Origin of the sequence: Nonomuraea polychroma, from assembly GCF_004011505.1 — a bacterium.
Classification (GTDB): Bacteria; Actinomycetota; Actinomycetes; order Streptosporangiales; family Streptosporangiaceae; genus Nonomuraea; species Nonomuraea polychroma.
The window spans coordinates 11,481,138-11,499,300 of the sequence record NZ_SAUN01000001.1 but is presented as its reverse complement, the minus strand read 5'-3'; the positions used below and the strand labels follow the sequence as shown (position 1 = coordinate 11,499,300).

Annotated in this window: 16 protein-coding genes; 6 read left to right on the top strand and 10 right to left on the bottom strand. The window is 68.5% G+C overall.

Going from position 1 to position 18,163, the window contains the following annotated elements; all coding sequences use genetic code 11:
• Positions 1-166: 166 nt before the first annotated feature.
• Together EDD27_RS53710 and EDD27_RS53705 are read right to left on the bottom strand one after the other, a co-directional pair.
• Positions 167-1,564, bottom strand: a complete 1,398-nt coding sequence (locus EDD27_RS53710; RefSeq protein WP_127940353.1) for an aminobutyraldehyde dehydrogenase — start codon at positions 1,562-1,564, stop codon at positions 167-169.
• Between the two features lie 10 nt (positions 1,565-1,574).
• Positions 1,575-2,855 (bottom strand): glycosyltransferase, encoded by a 1,281-nt coding sequence (locus tag EDD27_RS53705; protein WP_127940352.1) that lies wholly within the window; start codon positions 2,853-2,855, stop codon positions 1,575-1,577.
• A gap of 125 nt (positions 2,856-2,980) precedes the next feature.
• Between EDD27_RS53705 and EDD27_RS53700 the strand changes: the two genes are divergently transcribed.
• Positions 2,981-3,586, top strand: a complete 606-nt coding sequence (locus EDD27_RS53700; protein ID WP_164904173.1) for a TetR/AcrR family transcriptional regulator — start codon at positions 2,981-2,983, stop codon at positions 3,584-3,586.
• 5 nt (positions 3,587-3,591) lie between these two features.
• Here the strand turns inward: EDD27_RS53700 and EDD27_RS53695 are convergent, their stop codons facing one another.
• From EDD27_RS53695 to EDD27_RS53680, 4 genes are read right to left on the bottom strand one after another with little or no spacing between them, the layout of a single operon-like run.
• Positions 3,592-4,641 carry an ABC transporter ATP-binding protein gene (locus EDD27_RS53695; protein WP_127940351.1) on the bottom strand — a complete coding sequence of 350 codons (1,050 nt, stop codon included), beginning with the start codon at positions 4,639-4,641 and terminating at the stop codon, positions 3,592-3,594.
• Positions 4,628-5,410: an ABC transporter permease gene (locus tag EDD27_RS53690; protein ID WP_127940350.1), complete on the bottom strand. Its 783-nt coding sequence runs from the start codon at positions 5,408-5,410 to the stop codon at positions 4,628-4,630. The genes EDD27_RS53695 and EDD27_RS53690 overlap by 14 nt, the downstream gene beginning before the upstream one ends.
• Positions 5,403-6,257, bottom strand: a complete 855-nt coding sequence (locus tag EDD27_RS53685) for an ABC transporter permease (protein WP_241564762.1) — start codon at positions 6,255-6,257, stop codon at positions 5,403-5,405. Before EDD27_RS53685 ends, EDD27_RS53690 begins: the two co-directional genes overlap by 8 nt.
• A 5-nt stretch (positions 6,258-6,262) precedes the next feature.
• Positions 6,263-7,378, bottom strand: a complete 1,116-nt coding sequence (locus EDD27_RS53680; protein ID WP_127940349.1) for a polyamine ABC transporter substrate-binding protein — start codon at positions 7,376-7,378, stop codon at positions 6,263-6,265.
• A gap of 171 nt (positions 7,379-7,549) precedes the next feature.
• On the opposite strand from EDD27_RS53680, the gene EDD27_RS53675 reads away from it, so the two are divergent.
• A complete protein-coding gene (locus EDD27_RS53675) occupies positions 7,550-8,779 on the top strand; it encodes a phosphotransferase (protein ID WP_127940348.1) in 1,230 nt (409 codons plus the stop codon).
• Positions 8,776-9,732: an SIS domain-containing protein gene (locus EDD27_RS53670; protein WP_127940347.1), complete on the top strand. Its 957-nt coding sequence runs from the start codon at positions 8,776-8,778 to the stop codon at positions 9,730-9,732. Before EDD27_RS53675 ends, EDD27_RS53670 begins: the two co-directional genes overlap by 4 nt.
• Here the strand turns inward: EDD27_RS53670 and EDD27_RS53665 are convergent.
• The 4 genes from EDD27_RS53665 to EDD27_RS53650 all read right to left on the bottom strand — a co-directional run bounded on the left by EDD27_RS53665 (position 9,726) and on the right by EDD27_RS53650 (position 13,823).
• The gene (locus tag EDD27_RS53665) at positions 9,726-10,292 is read right to left on the bottom strand and encodes a GTP-binding protein (RefSeq protein WP_127940346.1); all 567 of its coding nucleotides are present in this window, start codon (positions 10,290-10,292) and stop codon (positions 9,726-9,728) included. The two genes, EDD27_RS53670 and EDD27_RS53665, sit on opposite strands and share 7 nt — an antisense overlap.
• Complete coding sequence (locus tag EDD27_RS53660) at positions 10,273-10,587, bottom strand: DUF742 domain-containing protein (protein ID WP_241564953.1); 315 nt, start codon at positions 10,585-10,587, stop codon at positions 10,273-10,275. The genes EDD27_RS53665 and EDD27_RS53660 overlap by 20 nt, the downstream gene beginning before the upstream one ends.
• A gap of 63 nt (positions 10,588-10,650) precedes the next feature.
• Positions 10,651-11,073 carry a roadblock/LC7 domain-containing protein gene (locus EDD27_RS53655; protein WP_127940344.1) on the bottom strand — a complete coding sequence of 141 codons (423 nt, stop codon included), beginning with the start codon at positions 11,071-11,073 and terminating at the stop codon, positions 10,651-10,653.
• Complete coding sequence (locus tag EDD27_RS53650) at positions 11,070-13,823, bottom strand: sensor histidine kinase (RefSeq protein ID WP_241564761.1); 2,754 nt, start codon at positions 13,821-13,823, stop codon at positions 11,070-11,072. The genes EDD27_RS53655 and EDD27_RS53650 overlap by 4 nt, the downstream gene beginning before the upstream one ends.
• Before the next feature lie 368 nt (positions 13,824-14,191).
• Here EDD27_RS53650 and EDD27_RS53645 point away from each other — a divergent pair, with 368 nt between their 5' ends.
• From EDD27_RS53645 to EDD27_RS53635, 3 genes are read left to right on the top strand one after another with little or no spacing between them, the layout of a single operon-like run.
• The gene (locus EDD27_RS53645) at positions 14,192-15,220 is read left to right on the top strand and encodes a quaternary amine ABC transporter ATP-binding protein (protein ID WP_206642342.1); all 1,029 of its coding nucleotides are present in this window, start codon (positions 14,192-14,194) and stop codon (positions 15,218-15,220) included.
• Positions 15,217-17,136, top strand: a complete 1,920-nt coding sequence (locus EDD27_RS53640) for an ABC transporter permease (RefSeq protein WP_127940342.1) — start codon at positions 15,217-15,219, stop codon at positions 17,134-17,136. Before EDD27_RS53645 ends, EDD27_RS53640 begins: the two co-directional genes overlap by 4 nt.
• Positions 17,133-18,101: an ABC transporter substrate-binding protein gene (locus tag EDD27_RS53635; protein WP_127940341.1), complete on the top strand. Its 969-nt coding sequence runs from the start codon at positions 17,133-17,135 to the stop codon at positions 18,099-18,101. Before EDD27_RS53640 ends, EDD27_RS53635 begins: the two co-directional genes overlap by 4 nt.
• Positions 18,102-18,163 lie beyond the last annotated feature (62 nt).

Sequence of the window (18,163 nt, the reverse complement as noted above, 5' to 3'; positions counted from 1 at the left end):
GCAACCTCTCGCCGGTACGTGCTCGAAAATCAGACACGCGTGGGGCGCTTGGGAGTTAGTCCGGCTGGGTAATTGGAGCACAACCCGTACCAGATAGGCCAACAGAACATATCCCATCAAACACGCCCCACGCATCACACCTGGGCGTGTTTCGCCGTCCACGATTTCAGGCGGGCCGGAAAGAGTCCCGCTCGGCCGGTGCCGCGTGCTTCACCATGAGATGCCGCGTCACCGAGTACTCCAGGACCGCCTCCTGGCTCATGTCCTTGCCGAACCCGCTGCCCTTCACCCCGCCGTGCGGCGCCTCGCTGGCAATGGGCAGATGGTCGTTCACCCAGGTCACCCCCACGTCGAGCCGGTGGGAGACGCGCATCGCCCTGGACACGTCACGCGTCCACACCGAGGAGGCCAGGCCGTAGGTGGTGTCGTTGGCCAGCCGGACCGCCTCGTCCTCGCCGTCGAACGGCAGCGCCACCAGGACCGGCCCGAACAGTTCGCCCTGCACGATGTCACTGTCCTGTGAGACATCCGTTACCAGCGTGGGCGGGTAGAAGAACCCGGGCCCGTCGCCGGGGACGCCGCCGTGCAGCACGCGGCCTCCGGAGCGGGAGACGAACCCGTGCACCCGCTCCCGGTGAGCGGCCGAGATCAGCGGCCCGATGTCCGTCGCCGGGTCCCACGGGTCGCCGAAGGATATTTCGGCAAGTGTTGCCCGGAGCGCCTCGACCGCGTCACCGAAGACCTCCCTGGCGACGTAGACGCGGGTGGCGGCCGTGCAGTCCTGCCCGGTGTTGTACGTCGCCCCCATCGCCACGCCGCGAGCCATCTCCGCCAGGTCGGCGTCCTCGAAGACCAGCGCCGGCGCCTTGCCGCCGAGCTCCAGGTGCACCCGCTTGAGCGTGGCGGCGGCGCCGGACATCACGGCCCGGCCGGTCTCCGTGGAGCCCGTGACGCTGACCATGTCCACACCGGGATCGGTGACCAGCGCCTGACCGACCTCGGCGTCGCCGGTGACCGCCTGGACGAGCCCGTCGGGCGCGCCTGCCTTGGCGAACAGCTCGGCCAGCCGCAACGTCGTACGCGGCGTCTGCGGGGCCGGCTTGATCACTACGGCGTTGCCGGCGGCCACCGCCGGGCCGACCTTCCATACGGCCATGACGAACGGGAAGTTCCACGGCGCGATCGACCCCACCACCCCGACGGGACGGCGCAGCATGACCGAGGTGTAACCGGGGCTGAACACCCCGGCACCCGAGCCGTCCGGCGAGCGGGCGGCGCCGGCGAAGAAGCGCAGGTTGTCCACGGCGAACGGCAGCTCGCCGTCCCTGAACACCGTCGCGGGCTTGCCCGTCTCCTCGACCTCGAGCCTGGTCAGCTCCTCGGCGTCGGCCTCCACGAGGTCGGCCAGCCGCAGCAGCAGCCGCGCGCGCTCGGCCGGGGTGGTCTGCGACCACTCCTCGTACGCGGCGCGCGCCGCCCGTACGGCCGACGCCACACCCTCCACCGGCGTGTCCGGAATTTCGGCACACGGGAGCCCGGTGGCGGGGTTGATCAGTTCACGCATGGAAGATCCTTTACTGGCCGAGCTGCTCGATCAGGTCGGCGGCCTTGCGCAGGCCGTCGCGACGCCGGATCTCCTCGCCCGCGGCGGCGAGCCGCGCCCGCAGCTCGGTGTCGCCGAGCAGCCGGGCGATCGCCCCGGTCAGTTCCTCGTCGGTGAAGGTGTAGGTCGAAAGTTTGACACCATAGCCCAATTCATCGACCCGCTGGGCGTTGTCGTACTGGTCCCAGAAGAGCGGCAGCAGGATCATCGGCTTGCCGAAGTGCAGCGCCTCGGTGGTCGTGTTGTTGCCGCCGTGGGTGATGACCAGGTCGCACTGCGGGATGATCTTGGTCTGCGGGAGGAACTCGGCGCCCCACATGTTGTCGGCGAGCTTGATCTCCTCGTGCAGCGGGCCCTTGGAGACGATGTACTGGTGCGGGGTGGTGGCCAGCACGTCGATCACCCGCTGCATGAGCTCCACGTCGGAGGAGCCCAGCGAACCGAGCGAGAAGTAGATCAGCGCGCCGTCGTTGCGCTGGAAGGGCAGCGCGAACTCCTCGTCCGTCTCGCGGACCGAGGAGTCGAGCCGGTGCCAGGCAGGGCCGAGCGGGCGGGCGTCGGTGTAGTCGAGGATCTCCGGGTAGACGTAGAGGTTCAGGTCGCCCTCGTGGATGAAGGTGAGGTCGGGCAGCGGCTCGGTGCCCTGCTCGACGCACCACTCGTTGAAGGCGCTCCACAGCTCGCGGTGGGTGCGGTCGTACTCGGTGCGGAAGGCGTCCCACTCGGAGCGGTCGTCCGCGGGCAGTCCGGAGAAGACCGGCGCGATGTTCTCCCCGCGCACCTCCAGCGGGTTGCACGAGACGATGCGGACGAACTTCTTGCCCGCCGTGAGCAGCGCCGGGAACGTGATCACGTTGTCCTCGACGATCACGTCCGGGTTCACGCGCTCGATGATGGCCTTGAGCTGCGGCTCGCAGTACTTCGCGCCGTCGATCAGCTCGGCCCAGATGGGCGCGGTGACGGTCTCGAGCTGCTCCTTCGTGCTCTTGCGGTATTCGGGCGCGGTCTCGCGGATGAAGTCCTTCCAGAACTGGCCCGGGTCCTGCTCAGCGCCTCCAGTGGCGTCCTCGGCTGGAGGCGCGAGGTCGACCAGGTCTTCCTCGAAGCCGAGCGCCTCCAGCTTGCCCTTCCACGACGCCTCGGCGGCGAAGACGACGCGGTGGCCACGGCGGCGCAGGATGTCGCCGATGCCGATGGAGTTGTTGGTCGGACCGTACGCGCTTTCCGGCATGAACAGGATCGTGAGAGACATCGACACTCCGGGGAAGTTCAGCGAGTTGAAGGGCAATTCAAAAACGTGTCTAGCGTGAAGGTCAAGTTAAGGGCACTATGGTCACGGCTAACTGAACGGTAACCAAACATGTGAAGGTGGTGAGGGTGGCACAGCGCAAGAGCAGGAGCGACCGCCGTCTCGACTTGATCGAGGCGGCGCGCAAAGCCATCGTCCGCCACGGCATCGACCGGGTACAGCTCTCGCACGTCGCCGAGGAGGCCGGGCTCACCTCCGGAGCCGTCCTCTACCACTACCCCGACCTCAGCGAGCTGCTGGTCGAGGCACAACACGCGGGGATGGAGCGCTTCTACGAGCAGCGGATGCGCCGGCTGGCCGACTTCACCGACCCGGCCGAGAAGCTGGTCGTCACGATCAAGTCCGGGCTGCCGACCGGGCCGCTCGACCCGGACGTGCGCCTGCTCAACGAGCTGGGCGGAGCCGCCGGTCGCAACCGGGTCTACGGCGTCCTGCTCACCTCGCTCTACGACCGCCAGGTGTCGATGTACCAGGCCATCCTGGACACGGGAGCCGCCCTCGGCGTGTTCCGGCTGGGCTCGGACTCGCTGACGATCGCGCGCAACCTGGTCGCCCTGGAGGATGCGTACGGTTACCGCATCACGGCCAGGCACCCGGTGATCGGCCCGGATGAGGCGGCGGAGCTGATCCTTTCGTACGCCCGTGCGGCCACGGGCAACGATCTGGCACTCTGACCGGCTCACTGGTCGACCGCCATGAGCACCGCGTCCTGGGCGTTCCAGCGCACCTTGACCCTGGCCCCCGCCTGCATCGAGCTCGCCCCCTGCACGGCCACCAGCACCGGCTTGGGATGCCCAGGCACGTCGACAGAGATGTGCGACACGCCGCCGTAGAAGCTGACGTCCAGGACGCTGCCCGTGAGGCCCCTGACGGCGCTCTCGTCGGCGAGCTCGACCTTCTCCGGGCGCACCGCCAGCAGGGCCTCTGAGCCCGCGGCGAGCTCCGTCAGAGGGGTGCCCGGCAACATGCCGAACTTCTCGCTCTTGAGCGCGTCCATGCCGCTCGCCGTGCCGTGGAAGAGGTTGTTGGCGCCGACGAAGTCGGCCACGAACGGCGAACGCGGCCGCTCGTAGAGCACGACCGGCTCGTCCACCTGGCGCACCCTGCCGCTGTCGAAGACCGCGATGCGGTCGGCCAGCGACATGGCCTCCTCCTGGTCGTGGGTGACGACCACGAACGTGATCCCGACCTCGTGCTGCAGGCGCTTGAGCTCCAGCTGCATGTCGGCGCGGACCTTCTTGTCCAGGGCCGACAGGGGTTCGTCGAGCAGCAGCAGGCGGGGCCGCTTGACGATGGAGCGGGCCAGCGCGACCCGCTGCCGCTGCCCGCCGGACAGCTGCGCGGGCTTGCGGCTCGCGTGCTGGGAAAGGCCCACCGTCTCCAGCACCTCGCCGACGCGCTGCTTGATCTCCTGGCGGGGCAGGCGCTCGCGCTCCAGCCCGTACGCCACGTTCTTGGCGACGGTCATGTGTGGAAAGAGTGCATACGACTGGAACATGAGGCTGATCGGCCGCCGGTTGGGCGCCTTCGACAGCAGATCGTCCCCGTCGAGCGTCACCTTGCCCGCGTCCGGCGTCTCGAACCCGGCGACGATGCGCAGCAGTGTGGTCTTGCCGCAGCCGGAGGGCCCCAGGAGGGCGAAGAACTCGCCCTGCTCGATCTGGAGCGAGACGTCGTCGAGCGCGGTGACGTTCCCGAACCTGCGGCTGATGCCGTCAATCTTGAGCACGTGACTTCTCCCCGATCTTGGTCAGCCGCTGCCCGGCGATCACCGCCGTGAAGCTCAGCAGGAGCAGGATCGCGGCCAGCGCGTTGATCTTCGGGGTCACCCCGAAACGGATCATTGAATAGATCACGATCGGCAGCGTCGGCTCGTCGTTCCCGATCGTGAAGAAGGCGATCACGAACTCGTCCACCGACAGCGTGAACGCCAGCAGCGCGCCCGCGACGATGCCGGGCGTCAGCTGCGGCAGCGTGATCTTCAAGAACGTGACCACCGGCCCGGCCCCGAGGTCGCGCGAGGCCTCCTCCAGAGAGGAGTCGGCGCCCGCGAGCCTGGTGCGCACCACCGCCGCGACGAACGCCATCGAGAACAGCGCGTGCGAGAGCATCACCGAGTGCAGGCCGAGCGTCATGTCGATCAGGCCGTAGAAGAGCATCAGCCCGATCGCCAGCACCAGGTCGGGCAGCACGGCCGGCATCATCGCCAGCGCGTCCAGGGCCTTCGACCGGGTGTACCGGAGCAGGCCGACGGCCAGCAGCGTGCCGAGCACGGTCGCGATCACCGTCGAGCCGGCGGCCACGACGAGCGTGTTGACCACACCGGTCCTGATCCGCTCGTCGGCGGCCAGCTCGCCGTACCACTTGAGGCTGAACCCCTCGTAGGTGTAGGCGGACCTGCCGGCGTTGAACGACATGACCACCAGCACGACGATCGGCAGGTAGAGGAAGACGTACGTGGCCCAGAACGGGACGTACAAGACCTTGGACCTACGCACGGCGGGCCGCCCATGCCTGTGCGAGCAGCAGCACGACCAGCACCGCGATGAGCGCCAGCGTCACCGTCGAGGCGAACGGCCAGTCGCGCGCCTTCAGGAACTCGTTGCGGACGACGTTGCCGACCATCAGCGTCTTGCTGCCGCCGAGTATCTCGGGAATGACGAAGTTCCCGAAGCTCGGCACGAACACGAACATGCAACCGGTCAGCACGCCCGGCACCGTGAGCGGCAGCGTCACCTTGCGGAACGTCGTGAACCCGGAGGCGCCGAGGTTGGCCGACGCCTCGCGCAGCTGCGGGTCGAGCTTCTCGATGGCCGCGTACAGCGGCAGCACCATCAGCGGCAGATACGAGTAGAGCAGGCCGACCACGATCGTGCCCTGCTTGTAGAGCAGCTCCAGCTGCGTGCCGAGCACCGAGTTCACCAGGCCGGGCCCGCTGAGCAGGATGATCCAGGCGTAGACCCGGATGATGAAGTTCGTCCAGAACGGCAGCACGATGGCGACCAACGCGGCCGTCTTCCACCTGGACGGCAGCTGGGCGATCACGTAGGCCGTCGGATAGCCGAGCAGCAGGGCGATCAGCGTCGTCAGGGCCGCGATCTGCAGGGAGTCGCCGAGCACGCCCAGGTAGAGCGGGTCCAGCAGACGGGCGAAGTTCTCGGTGGTGAACTCGTACACCACGCCGCCGAAGCGCCCGCGCTGGAACACCGTGTAGCTCAGCACCAGTGCCAGCGGCACCAGCAGCAGCACGACGAGGTACGCCAGCCCGGGCGAGAGGAAAACGAACGCACCCAGCCGACGTCCCCGGGAACGGGGCGCCGGCCGGGTCTGTGTCTCAGACTTCACCGCGACTACGACTGTGTCGCGACTTCGCTCGACAGACGGGTGTACTTGGTCGACGACGGGCCCAGGTCGACGATCACCTCACCGTTGAGCAGTTCCGCGGGCTTGATGCCGAGCAGCGAACCCTCGGGGACCTGCACCCGCTCCATGGCGGCCTTGTTGGGGACCTTGTAGTTGATGTTCTCGGCGGCCCAGCTGTGGATCTCGGGGTCGAGGATGTAGTTGATCAGGGCGTGCGCGGCCTCCTTGTTCTTGGAGGTCTTCATGATCACCATGGTGTCCACCCAGAGGTCGCTGCCCTCCTTCGGCAACACGAACTTGATGTTCTTCTCCGACGTCGGGCACCAGCCGTCCCACGCCTCGACCATGAGGGCCTCGCCGGACTTCAGCTTGTCGCCGAACGTGGTGTCGTCGTAGGTGAGGAGGTGGGGTTTGGCCGCGAGCAGCAGCTCCTTGGCCTTGGCGATCTCCTGGTCATTGTCGGAGTTGACCGAGTAGCCGAGCGCCTTGAGCGCGGGCAGGGCCAGCCAGCGCTCGGTGGTCATCATGGTGACCTTCTTGTCGGCCCAGGCCGGCGGCTTCAGAATGTCGTTCCAGCTCGTCGGCGGCGTCTTCACCAGGTCCGAGCGGTAGCAGATGCCGGTGGTGCCCCAGGTGTAGGGCACGGAGTACTTGTTGCCCTTGTCATAGGCGAGCTGGGTGGCCTCGGGGTAGAGGTTGGCCAGGTTGGGGATCAGCTCCGGATGGATCGGCTCCAGCAGGCCCTGCTCGTTGAGCGCCTGGGCGTACTGGCCGGACACGAACGCCACGTCGATGCCGCTGTCACCGGAGGAGGTGAGCTTGGCCATCGCCGTCTCGTTGGTGTCGTGGAAACCGATCTTCACGTCCTTGACCTTGAGCTTCTCCTTGGCCTTCTCGGGAAGCTCCTTGGGCGTGTAGCCCTCCCAAACCGTGATCTGGAGCGATTGCTGCGTCAGGTCCGCGTTGGCCTTGAGTTCGGCCTTGGCCACGGTCGTGCCTTCTGGGCTGGTCGACGACTCACCGCCGCACGCCGCGACGGCGAGCGCGAGGCCGGCCGCCGCCACGGCGGCCGGAAGACGACGGGTGAACCGGATACGGGACACGGCCGCTACTCCTTCTGGATGTGCGTTGTACAAGGGGTCGCGCGACCTTACCGGACACAGCAGACCAGACCAGGAGTGTTGCAGCAGATATCAACATGAGCAAGACTTTTCCCCATATTGCGACCAGGAAGTTTGCTATCCGTGTTGAATTGGCATTCAATAGCCCCGAGATTGATCTCTCTCGGTGAGAAACCCCTTACCGCCCGCGAGCGCGGGTTCACGGCCGCCCTTCTGGCGGTGTTGGAGGGAGACGCGCCACCGCCGTTCGCGGTGCGCCGCTTCCTTCCGCTGCCCACCCTCTCGTACGACCGGAGGGATCTCCACACTGGGGCCCCCGCTGAGCGTGACTTCGGGGCCCACGTGGACCAGACGAACTACTCGGTCGTGGTGGACGAGAAGGTGGTCGTCAAGTGGATGACGCCGCCGGTGCCGCTCCCGCATCCCGCCCCTGACATCCTCGCCCACCTCGTTGAGGCCGGCTTCAACGACACCGCGCCTCCGTACGCGGCGCTGACCGGCCCGGTGGACGGACGCGACTGCCTCCTGGCTCTGGTGACCGGGTATCTTCCCGGGGCCAGAGACGGCTGGGAGTGGTGCGTGGACGAGGCCCAAGCAGGCACCACCGCGTTCGCCGCCGACCTCGGCCGCCTCACCGCCGACCTCCACCTCGCCCTCGCCACCCTCCCGCCGCCGACCGCCGCGCCCCTTCCCGAGAACGGGCCCACCCCGGCCCTCCTCACCAGCACCGACACGCCCACCGGCGCCGGCCGACCCGGCGCCGGTACGGCGAGCACCCGTGCGGCGGAGCCCGGCGCCACGTCGGCCGCGGCCAGGGCGGAGGGGGCGTTGGCCGAGGCGCTGGAGGTCACCGATGGCGAGGACGGCCGCTGGCTGGCCGCCAGAGCCCAGGACCTGAGACGCGATCTAGCAGCCCTGAGCCGGCGACCCATCACCACCCCACGCGTCAGGATCCACGGCGACCTCCACGTGGGCCAGATACTCAGATGGCGAGACGGCTACGCGGTCATAGACTTCGACGGCAACCCCACCGTCACGGACGCGGACCCGCACCAGCCCCCCGCCAGGGACGTGGCCCAGCTCACGACCAGCCTGGAACACGCCGCCCAGGTGGCGATCAAGAGAAGGGGCACCCCGCCCGAAGCCGCGGCCGCCTGGGCAGCCGAGGCTCGCGCCATCATGGTGACCGCCTACAAGGCCCGCCTGACCGCGAGAAACCGCCCAGACCTGCTGGACGAGACCCTGATCCGCCCCTTCGAGGTGGAGCAGGAGTGCCGCGAGCTGATCTACGCCGCCCGCCACCTGCCCCGCTGGCGCTACGCCCCCATGGGCGTCCTGCGCACCTGGTACCCGGAGCAGAACCCCGAGGAGAACATCGCGTGAATTCTGAGCTCTACCTCTCCGACCTGGAGTCCAAGCCGGATTCCCTGGCGGCCTTGGCCGACGCCCTCACCGGCGAAGACCCCTTCGAGAAGCTCCCGGAGCACGCGGCACGGGTGCTGTTCCTGGGCATGGGCAGCTCCCGCTACGCGGCGGGGGTGGCGGCCCTGCGCCTGCGTGCCTCCGGCGTCGACGCGTACGCCGACTACGCCTCCGCCGCGGCTACGTACCCGGCCTCTAAGGACACCCTGGTCATCCCGATCTCGGCGACGGGTGGCAGCAGGGAGACCCTGGACGCGACCGACCGCTACGCGCGGGGCCCGGCGTTCGTGGCGGCCCTCACGAACGCGCCCGCCTCGCCCCTGGCCGAGCGAGCCGACCTGGTGATCCCGATGCGGGCGGGCGAGGAACGCGGCGGCGTGGCCTGCCGCACGTTCCAGCACACCCTGGCACTGCTCCTGGCCCTGGAGGCGAAGCTCACCGGAGCGGACAGCGACGTGCCCGCCCTGATCAAGAAGACCGCGGAGGCCACGGCGGACCTCCTGGATCGCCGGGACGAGTGGCTGCCCCTGACCATGGAGCTGCTTGACGGCCCGCACGGGGTCTACACGATCGCCCCGGCCGAGCGTCTGTCGTCGGCCGAGCAGTCGGCGTTGATGTTCAGGGAGGGCCCGCGCCGCCCCGCCGACGCCTGCGAGACGGGCGACTGGGCGCACGTGGACGTGTACCTCACCAAAACCCTCGACTACCGCGCCCTGCTCTTCCCCGGCTCCCGCTACGACGCCCAGGCCATGGACTGGGTACGCGAGCGCGGGTCCACCGTGATCACCGTGGGCGCCGAGGTGCCGGACGCCGCGGCTGCCGTCCGCTACCTGCACGACGACGACCCGGACGTGGCCCTGCTGACCGAGACGCTGGTGGCCGAGCTGGTGGCCGCGTACTGGTGGGCTCAGTGAGCGCGCACCGCGAGTGCGTGCTCCACGAGCGTGATGAGCGTGCTCTTGACCGCCTGGCGGTCCCTGGCGTCCGTGCGGATGATCGGCACGTGGCCCGATAGCGTGAGCGCCTCCCGCACCTCGCTCTCGACGTGCGGGAACTCGCCGTTCCAGCCGTTCAGCCCGACCAGGAACGGCATCCCCGACTCCTCGAAGTAGTCGACGGCGGGGAAGCTGTCGGCCAGCCGCAGCGAGTCCACGAGCACCACGGCTCCGATGGCCCCGCGGACGAGGTCGTCCCACATGAACCAGAACCGGTGCTGCCCGGGCGTGCCGAACAGGTAAAGAATCAGATCGCTGTCGAGCGTGAGCCTGCCGAAGTCCATCGCCACGGTGGTGGTGGTCTTGCCCGGCGTGTGATCGAGGTCGTCGATGCCCTGGGAGGCCTCGGTCATCACCGCTTCGGTGGTCAGCGGCATGATCTCGGAGACCGAGCCCACGAACGTGGTCTTCCCCACACCGAACCCGCCCGCCACGACGATCTTCGTGGAGGTGAGCCGGCTAGAGCCTGCGAAGTCCACTCAAAACCCTTTCGAGCAGGCCCCTGTCCGGAAGGCCTGCCTCCAACTGCGGCTGGTACACCCTGACCAGCCCGTCCGCCTCCATGTCGGCGACCAGCACCCGCGCCACGCCGAGCGGGACGCTCAGCAGCGCGGAGATCTCCGCCACGGACCTGACCTGACGGCACAGCTCGCTGATCGCACGGTATTCGCGGGCGTAGGTTGGGCCGAGCTGCGCCGAGGTGGCCGACGATACCAGTGCCTCCATGGCGAGGTCGCTACGCGGAGCGGTCCTGCCGCCCGTGACGGCGTACATCCGGACCAGCGAGCTGCGCTCGGCCTCCGGCTCACCGTTATGCCACGATCCCACGTCTGCTCCTCACCACGAGCGCCCAGTAGACAACTCCGCCCGCACAGCCGGCGTCAGCACCTGTCCTGCGCGTTCGACCAGGATCGTCATCTGGTACGCCACCAGCCCCATGTCGCAGTCGGGCGCGGCCAGCACCGCCAAGGAGGATCCGTCACTGATCGACATCACCAGCAGCAACCCGCGGTCCATCTCGACGAGCGTCTGGGTGACGCTCCCGCCCTCGAAGACCCGCGCAGAGCCCTGAGTGAGGCTGACGAGCCCGGCCGCGATGGCGGCCAGCTGGTCGGCCCGATCCTTGGGGAAGCCTCGGGAGAACGCCATGGGCAGGCCGTCCGCGGAGACGACCACAGCGTGAGCGACGCCAGGGACCTCGTCGACGAAGCTGGTGACCAGCCAGTTCATGTCCCTGGCGGCTTGGCTCAGCTCCTTCATGAGTCCTCCTCGAGCTCTGAGCGACCCTTGCGCACACCCTGCTGGTAGCTGGCCAGCCGGTCGCGCAGGCGATCAGGGGACAGCGATGGAGCGGGAGCGGGCGGCGGTTTCGGGTTCGCGGTGCCCGGTACCAGATTCGCTCTCGGCGTCCGCTTCGGCAAGCCGGAGTTTGTGGTCCCGCCCTGCGCGGGCTCGGCGGCCGCCCCGGCCGCCTGCCACCCCTGATCGACCGGCGACGGCCAGGAGGGGTCGCGGCGGTCGGCGGTGGGCGCCGCCTTGGTGAACCAGCTGCTGTCCTCCACAGACGCGAAGATCGGCAGGAAGTCGTCCCTGGACGGGGCGGCCGGTGTGGCGAACGACGGGTACGTCGCCGGCGGCGTGGTCAGCTCCGGCGGCGGCTCCAGCGATGCCGAGCCGGACGGCGCGTGCGGCGAGCTGAACCACGACGACGGCTCCGGAGCCGGCGGCGCGACGTCCAAAGACGGGTGCCCTGGCCCGAAGGACGGCATGGCCGGCTGCCCCTGCCGCGGCACCTGCAGGTCCGCCTGGCGCCCCGACGACAACGGCTCCGACGCGAACGGCCCCGAAGCGAACGACTCCGACCCGAACGGCCCCGAAGCGAACGACTCCGACCCGAACGGCCCGGAAGCGAACGACTCAGATGCGAACGGCTGGGAGGCGAACGGCTCCGACGAGAATGAACCGAACGACTGCGAGCCCGACGACTGCGAGCCGAACGATTGCGCGGTGGGCGACGGGGTGGCGGGCGACTGGGCGGCGGGCATCGTGCCTGGCACGGCGGTGAGCAACGTCGGCGGGATGAGCACCATGGCGGTCAGCCCGCCGATGTCCTGCCGGCGCAACTGGACCCGGATGTTGTGCCGCAGCGCCAGCCGGCCGACCACGAACAGTCCCATGCGGCGCGACACCGACACGTCCACCACCGGCGGGTTGGCCAGCCGCCAGTTCGCCTCCGTCAGCTCCTCCTGGCTCATGCCGATGCCGTTGTCGGTGACCGACAACATCAGCGAGCCGCCGTCGATACGGCTGCTGGAGATCACGACCTTGGTGTCCCGCGACGAGAACGAGACCGCGTTCTCGATCAGCTCGGCCAGCAGGTGCACCGCGTCCGTGACGGCCTGCCCGGCGATCGCGACGTCCGACTGCACCTGGATGCTGACCCGATCGTAGCTCTCGACCTCGCCGAGCGCGGCCCGCACGATGTCCATCAGCTCGACCGGCTCGCTCCACTTGCGCGCGGCCTCCTGCCCGGCCAGGACGAGCAGGTTCTCGCTGTTGCGGCGCATGCGGGTGGCCAGGTGGTCGAGCTTGAACAGGTCGCCGAGCCGGGTGTCGTCGCGCTCGCCGCGCTCCAGCTTCTCGATCAGCGTCAGCTGCCGCTCGACCAGCGTCTGGCTGCGCCTGGACAGGTTGACGAACATCGCGTTGACGTTGGCGCGCAGCCGCGCCTCGTCGCCGGCCAGCCGCACCGCCTCACGGTGCACCTCGTCGAAGGCCCGGGCGACCTCGCCGACCTCGTCCTTGGAGAAGATCCCGATGGGCGGCACCTCGGCGTCGACCGCGCCGTCCCGGGATTCGCGCAGGTGCTGGACGAAGGCGGGCAGCCGCTTGCCGGCGATCTCCAGGGCCTCGCCGCGCAGCCGGCGCAGCGGCCGCACGAGCGATCTGGCCACGCCGGTGGTGATCAGCAGCACGGCCACCATCAGCGCGAGCACGGCGCCCGCGGTCACGAACGCCCGCTGCCGCTCGTCCGCGCTGAGCGCCTCGCTCCGGGCCACGATGCCGCCGGCCTGACGTTCCTCGACCTTGCGCATGGAGTCGACGACGACCTTGGACGCCTCGTACCACTCCTTGGCGTCGTCGCGCTTGCTCAGGTCGAGGCCGCGCAGCGGCAGCCCGTCCGTGGCCCTGATCAGCACCAGCTCACGCAGGAACAACATGCGATCGGCGGTGTTGCCGTTGACCGTCTCGTCGAAGTAGCGGCGCTCCTCCGCCGTGGCCTCGGCCACGAAGGCCTGGCGCTCGTTGGTCTCCTTGGACTGCTCGCCGAGGAAACGCTTGAGCTGGTCCTGGTCGAACGCCCCCTCGACCAGCGCGACCGTGACCAGCGCCTGCTGGTAGGAGACGCTCTCCTTGGCCCGCGCCAGGGCGTCGAGCATGCGGGTCTGGCGGAACAGCTCGTCGTCGGCGCTCCCCTTGATCAGCTCGTTGTGCACCGAGAGCAGGTCGTTGATCACCTTCGTGTAGAGCTCGACGGCGGGCCCGGGCAGAAGGTTGGCGTCGAGCGCCTGCTTGCGCAGGGCCGTCAGGTCGTCCAGGCGGTTGAGCAACTGCTCGAGCTGGTCGGCGGTGCGACCGGTGACCTCGCTCGTCAGCTGCCTGGCGATGCCCCGCACGTCCTTGGCCGCCGTGTCCACGTCGGCCATCTGGGCCTGCACCTCGGACAGCCCGTTCGCGGGCCGGTTGCGGGCGATGTACCAGGCGGTCCTGGCACGCTCGCTGGAGACGGCGTGGGTGAGCGCGCCCAGTTCCTCCGACAGCTGGGCGAACTGGTTCGTCCGCGCGAATTCGCCGGCCGCGGCCGTCGAGGTGAGCACCTGAATGCCGCCCAGCAGCACGGCGGCCGCCGTCGGAATCAGGATCAGGGCGACGAGCCGTGCGCGGACACGCCAATTGCGCAGGCGCCAGTTACCCTCGCTGGCCTGCCTCTGGCCCAGCTCTGTGCTCACCGAACGCACCTCGCCCGCTATCGGCGTATTTGAGGGGTGCTGTGTCCCCGGGGGAAATCAGCAAGTGCCGGTAATTGGAACACATCACACGCAGCGGAGGCTACCCGAACATATCTTGGCAAAATTCAATTTCTGTGGCTCATGTGACGAAGCTGGAACTCCATCTACGAAGTTCGAGAAGCCAGAAATAAACCGCCAACTAACCTCATGTCTAGATATGGGTGATTTGAACGTTTCAAACGCATAACACGCCGGAAGCACCCTGGTCTCCTGACGGTCACATCGTTGAGATTCACGTTATTCCCGACATATGTTGAGCCCCGGCAAACGAGGAGGCGAGTGTGGGGGATTCTCCCGACAGCGCGGCTATCACCGTTGAGGGCCTTTGGAAGATCTTCGGATCCAGGGCGCAAAGGGTGCTGGACAGCGAGGATCGGCATCTCGAACCCGCCGCGCTGCGCGAGAAGACCGGCTGCACCGCCGCCGTCAGAGACGTGAGCTTCGAGGTGCGCCCCGGCGAGGTCTTCGTGGTCATGGGCCTGTCGGGCAGTGGCAAGTCCACCCTCGTACGCTGCCTCACCCGGCTCATCGAACCCACCGCGGGAGAGATCAGGATCGGCGGCGAGGACATCGGCCGCGCCTCCCCAGCCCGGCTCCGCGAGATCCGCCGCCACCAGGTCAGCATGGTCTTCCAGCACTTCGGCCTGCTGCCGCACCGCAAGGTGATCGACAACGTGGCGTACGGCCTGGAGATCCAGGGCACGCCCAAGGCCGCCAGGCACACCCGTGCCGGGGAGATCCTCTCGCTCGTCGGCCTCGACGGGTACGCCGACGCCTACCCGGACCAGCTCTCCGGCGGCATGCAGCAGCGCGTCGGCCTGGCCAGGGCGCTGGCGGTCGACCCGCAGGTGATGTTGTTCGACGAGCCGTTCAGCGCGCTCGACCCGCTGATCAGGCGGGACATGCAGGCCGAGGTGATCCGCCTGCACCGCGAGGTCGGCAAGACCATGGTGTTCATCACCCACGATCTGTCCGAGGCGCTCAAGCTGGGCGAGCGCATCGCGATCATGCGGGCGGGCTCGATCGTGCAACTCGGCACCCCGGAGGAGCTGGTGGGCGCGCCGGCCGACGACTACGTGTCCGACTTCATCCGCGACGTGCCCAGGAGCCACGTGCTGACGTTGCGCTGGATCTGCCGCGACCCCGAGCCCGGCGAGCCGTTGGACGGACCGGAGCTGCCGGTCACCACGGTCATCAAGGACGCGATCGGCATGGCCTCCGCCTCGGGCCGCCCGATCAAGGTGGTGGACGGCGACGAACTGGTGGGCGTCGTGGACCGTGTGGACCTGCTGACCTTCCTCTCGGGGCAGGGCGTCTCCGTCAAGGCGGGGGTATGAGCAGTACCACTACTGCCGTCAGCGTGCCTTCCAGAGCAGGACTGCCCCGGTGGGCGGCGCCGGTGGGGGCCGCGGTCCTGTTCGCGGCGGCGTACCTGGTCTTCCGTGGCACGGGGACGCTGCCCCACGACAAGGACGCGCCGCAGTTCCTGGCCGTCACCGAGTTACGTGAGTGGATCGACGACCACCGCAACGACAATCCGCTCTTCCTGTACTTCCTCAACTACATCAGGCTCTTCGTCGGCGGGCTCTACGACCTGTTCCACACCGCCCTGTACGCTCTCGGCTGGCCCGGCGTCACCGGGGTCATGGGCGCGCTGGCCTGGCTGGCCGGGGGCTGGCGGATCGCGTTGCTCGCGGTCGCGGGCGTCAGCGCGTTCGGCCTCCTGGGGTTGTGGCAGTCGAGCATCGACACGCTGGCCCTGGTCGCGGCGGCCGTGCTGCTCTCGCTGGCGATCGGGATCCCGATCGGCATCTGGGCCGGACTGTCGGAGCGGGTGCGGCGGGCGGTCACGCCGGTGCTGGACGTCATGCAGATCATGCCGACGTTCGCGTACCTGGCGCCGCTGGCGTTGTTCTTCCACATCGGCGCACCGGCCGGGGCCATCGCGACGATGATCTACTCGATCCCGCCGGCCATCCGCATCACCGCGCTGGCCATCTCGGGAGTCTCCCCCACGGCGGTCGAGGCGTCCGCGTCGCTGGGCGCCACCCGCGGACAGACGTTGATCAAGGTCTACCTGCCGCTGGCCAGGTCCACGATGGCGCTGGCGGTGAACCAGACGATCATGATGGCCCTGTCCATGGTCGTCATCGCGAACCTGATCTCCGCACCCGGCCTGGGCGGCGACATCATCCGCGGCCTGTCGCGGGCCCAGGTCGGCATCATGCTCCCGGCAGGCGTGGCCATCGTGATCATGGCGGTGGTGCTCGACCGGATGATGATGTCGGTTTCCAGACGCGGCCCGCACTCGAAGCCGAGCAAGGTCGACCTGGCGGCGGCGGGCGTGCTCGGCGCGGCCGGGCTCGCGCTCATCCCCGTGCTGCCGCGCGCGTGGCCGGAGGACTGGACGATCAACGTCGTCGCCCCGGTCAACGACGCCGTCCGCTGGGCCGAGACCACCTGGTATCCCGTCACCACGTTCATCAAGGACCTCACCACCAGCGCCCTGCTCAACCCCCTGGAGAAGCTGCTCACCACGGCCCCTTGGTGGCTCGTCGCGCTCGCCCTGCTGGCCGTCGCGTGGCGGGTCAGCGGTGTACGACCGGCGCTGACCGCGCTCGGTTGCCTGCTGGCGATCGCCCTGCTCGGCACGTGGGAACACGCCATGCAGACGATGACCACGGTCGCCGTCGCGGTGCTGGTAACCCTCGTCATCGGCCTGCTGCTCGGGGTGGCCGCGGCCCGCTCGCCGCGGTACTCGGCCGTGCAGCGTCCCCTGCTGGACGCCGCTCAGACGATGCCGGCCTTCGTCTACCTGCTGCCGGCGCTGGCGTTGTTCGAGACCACCAGGTTCACCGCGATCTTCGCCTCGATCATCTACGCGGTGCCGCCGGTGGTGCGCCTGGTCGAGGACGGCATCAAGACCGTACCCGCCACGGTCGTGGAGGCGGCGGCCTCGGCCGGCTCGACCCCCGGCCAGCTGCTGTGGAAGGTGCAGCTGCCGATGGCCAGGCGGGCCATCCTGCTCGCCGCCAACCAGGGCATCGTGATGACCCTGGCCATGGTCGTCGTCGGTGGCCTGGTGGGGGCCGGTGCGCTCGGCTACGACGTGGTCCTCGGCTTCTCCCAGCGAACCGACTTCGGACTCGGCTTCGTGGCCGGCATCGCGACAGTGCTCCTCGGAGTCATGCTCGACCGCATCACGCAGGGTGCCGAGAGGCGCCCTTCCCCCCGAAAGAGGAAGTCCTCATGAAGATTCGCCTGCTCGCAGGCCTCCTCGCACTTGGGCTCGCCGCCACCGCATGTGGCGGGGCCAAGGTCGAGACCTCTCCCAGCTCCACCGCCGCGCCGCAGGGCGGCGCCAGCAGCGCCGGGGGCACGGTCAAGATCGCGATCAATCCGTGGGTGGGGTACGAGGCCAGCGCGAACGTGGTCGCGTACCTGCTGAAGAACGAGCTCGGCTACACCGTCGAGCTGCCCGAGATCAAGGAGCAGCTGGCCTGGGAGGGCTTCGAGACCGGCGACGTCGACGTCATCATCGAGAACTGGGGCCACCCGGACCTGAAGAAGACGTTCATCGAGGAGAAGAAGGTCGCGGTCGAGGCCGGCTCCACCGGCAACAAGGGCGTCATCGGCTGGTACATCCCGAAGTGGATGGCCGACAAGTACCCGGACATCACCGACTACAAGAACCTCAACAAGTACGCCGAGCTGTTCAAGACGTCGGAGTCCGGTGACAAGGGTCAGCTGCTGTTCGGCGACCCGTCGTACGTCAGCAACGAGGAAGCGCTGATCAAGAACCTCAAGCTGAACTACAAGGTCGTGGTCGGCGGCAGCGAGGCCGCCCTGATCAAGGGCGCTCAGCAGGCGCAGGCGCAGCAGAAGCCGCTGCTGTTCTACTTCTGGGATCCGCACTGGCTGTTCAGCAAGACGGAGCTGGTCCGGGTCAACCTGCCCGCCTACACCGAGGGCTGCGACGCCGACCCCAAGAAGGTCGCCTGCGACTACCCCGAGATGGACCTCGACAAGATCGTGAGCACGAAGTTCGCCACGAGCGGCGGCAAGGCCTACGAGCTCGTCAAGAACTTCAACTGGACCAACGAGGACCAGAACGCCGTCGCCGACGACATGACCAACAACGGCATGACCGGCGAGCAGGCCGCCAAGAAGTGGGTGGAGGCCAACACCGCCAAGTGGCAGGCCTGGATCCCCAAGTGACCCCGCCGTGCGATCTCAGAAGTCGGCATGAGATCGCCATGTCACGCCGCGCCCCCTGGGGG